Source organism: Nonomuraea turkmeniaca (assembly GCF_005889735.1).
GTDB classification, from domain to species: Bacteria; Actinomycetota; Actinomycetes; order Streptosporangiales; family Streptosporangiaceae; genus Nonomuraea; species Nonomuraea turkmeniaca.
In genome coordinates, this window is sequence record NZ_VCKY01000507.1 from 1 (window position 1) to 2,004 (window position 2,004).

General features: G+C 68.6%; 3 protein-coding genes. All 3 read left to right on the top strand.

Features of this window, described 5'->3' with window-relative positions; translation table 11 throughout:
* A partial coding sequence (locus tag ETD86_RS54110) for a tetratricopeptide repeat protein (protein WP_138674350.1) occupies positions 1-1,152 on the top strand: 1,152 nt, incomplete at its 5' end.
* A 71-nt stretch (positions 1,153-1,223) separates the two neighbouring features.
* Positions 1,224-1,514 carry a hypothetical protein gene (locus ETD86_RS54115; protein WP_138674351.1) on the top strand — a complete coding sequence of 97 codons (291 nt, stop codon included), beginning with the start codon at positions 1,224-1,226 and terminating at the stop codon, positions 1,512-1,514.
* Entirely contained in the window at positions 1,507-1,803 is a 297-nt protein-coding gene (locus ETD86_RS54120; protein ID WP_138674352.1) for a hypothetical protein, read from the top strand. The genes ETD86_RS54115 and ETD86_RS54120 overlap by 8 nt, the downstream gene beginning before the upstream one ends.
* The last annotated feature ends 201 nt before the right edge of the window (positions 1,804-2,004 follow it).

Sequence of the window (2,004 nt, forward strand, 5' to 3'; positions counted from 1 at the left end):
CCCCACCACCGCGCCGAAGCCGCCCTGGAGCGCCTCCAGGACGCCCGCCTCCTCGAACCCGCCGGACCCGACCGCTACCAATTCCACGACCTGGTCGGCCTTTATGCCCGCGAACGCGCACACCAGGACCTGTCCGAGGAGGAACGCACCACCGCCGTACGACGCACACTCCACCACTACCTGGCCACCCTCTGGATGGTGAGCACCCTGCTCAGCCGCGATGCCGTCGTGCCGCGATGCCCCATCGAGTTGCCCGGCATCCCCAGCAAGGACCTGCCGGAGGCGAGACGATGGGTCCAGGACGAGCGGGACAACCTGCTCGCCGCCGCGCAGCAGGCGTTGGACGGCCCCGACCCGGCGACCGCCATCGGCCTGGCCATCGGACTCCACTGGCCCTTCACCTACCAGGGCTGGCACACGCAACTGGCCGACATCTACGCACACGCCATCGAAGTGGCCGATCGCAGCGCGGCATGGGAGGACAAGGCCCAGCTCCGCAACTTCCTCGGCTGGGTTTACCGGGACCAGGGCCGCTACGATGCCGCGATCGCGCAACTGAAGACAGCTCTCACCGACTGGGACCGCGCGGAACTACCCCGAAGGAAGGTGGGAGCCCTCAACAACCTCGGTGTCATCAACACGATCATGGGACGTCTCGACGACGCGCTCGCCTACCTCGAGTCAGCTCTCACGCTCAACGACGACGCTGAACGCCCTTGGGCATCGGCCGCGATCCGCAACAACCGGGTGCACGTCTACTACCGGCAGGGGCGCTTAGACGAGGCGATCGCGGAAGCACACCAGGGGGTGGAGCTGTGGCCGAAAGAGGACCCGAGCTTCGGTGCGGGCACGGCACACGATTCGCTGGGCGACGCCTACCGCCATGCCGGCCGGCTGACCGAGGCGGTGGAAAGCTACACCATGGCCATCCGGCTGCTCCGCGAGGCGGAATACCGCCTGGGGGAAGCCGTGTCACGCTGGTGGCTCGGCACCACCCTGCACCACCTCGAACGGCACAGCCAAGCACGGAAACAGTGGGAGGAGTCCGTCAGCCTCCTGCGCGACGCCCGCCTGCTCACGCCCGGGGAGGCGACCGAGATCCTCGCCCAGCCAGTGCCGCGAACACCCCAGCCGATCAAGAACATGCTCTGACCGTCATCCGGTACGCATCCCAAGTCGGTGCGTACCCTGCCCATCTTCCCTACAGCAGCGGAGCAACGACGATGACGCCCTCCGCGTCGCAGGCCGCCGGCACCGTCGCCGTCGGCCCCACCAACCTGCGCTGCATGCCCGACGACCGGCAGGCGGCGCCCCGCCTCTACATGTTCACCACCAATCGCACGTCCGGCCTGTCCCTGAACCAGGTCATCGGCTGCCCGCTGGACTGCGTGTACTGCGTGCGCCACTTTGGGGGCAACTTCGACGAGAGGATCCCGCGACGCCTCTACCTGTACGCCACGGCCGGCCCTGCGGTGCCCGGCCCCCGCAGGCTGGTACAAATGGGGCATGAGTGAATCCGTCGGGTATCCCCGGCAGCCGCACGTGCCGTCGGCCCGACGTGTCTACAGTCGGACGTACCGTGTGTGGGCCCACGTGCTCCTGTGGACGCCGATCGCGCTCACGGTGGCCGGTGTCGTCCTCGGACTGGGGCTGTTCGCGGCCGCTGACGCCGACCCGACGTACAGTTCGTCCGCGCTCGGCTATCTCGGCCTCGTCGTGTGGGGCGGCCTCGCGGTCCTGTCGCCGGTCCTGCTCGGGTCGTTCATCGCCGGGCTGGTCATGCTCATCCGCACGCGCAGCTGAGGTCGCGAGGGGGACGCGGCGGCGGGCAGGCCGAGGTCACGGCAGACCTGCTCGGCTTCGGCGTTGTCGTAGGCTTATCCGGCTAATGACGCTGGTTCTGGGCGTTGGCCGGTTAACGCTTTCAGCTGACCCGGGTGGTAAGTCGGCGGAGTTGCTCTTCGTGGCGCCGGACGCGTGCAGCGACGGCTTCCAGGGCGGTGT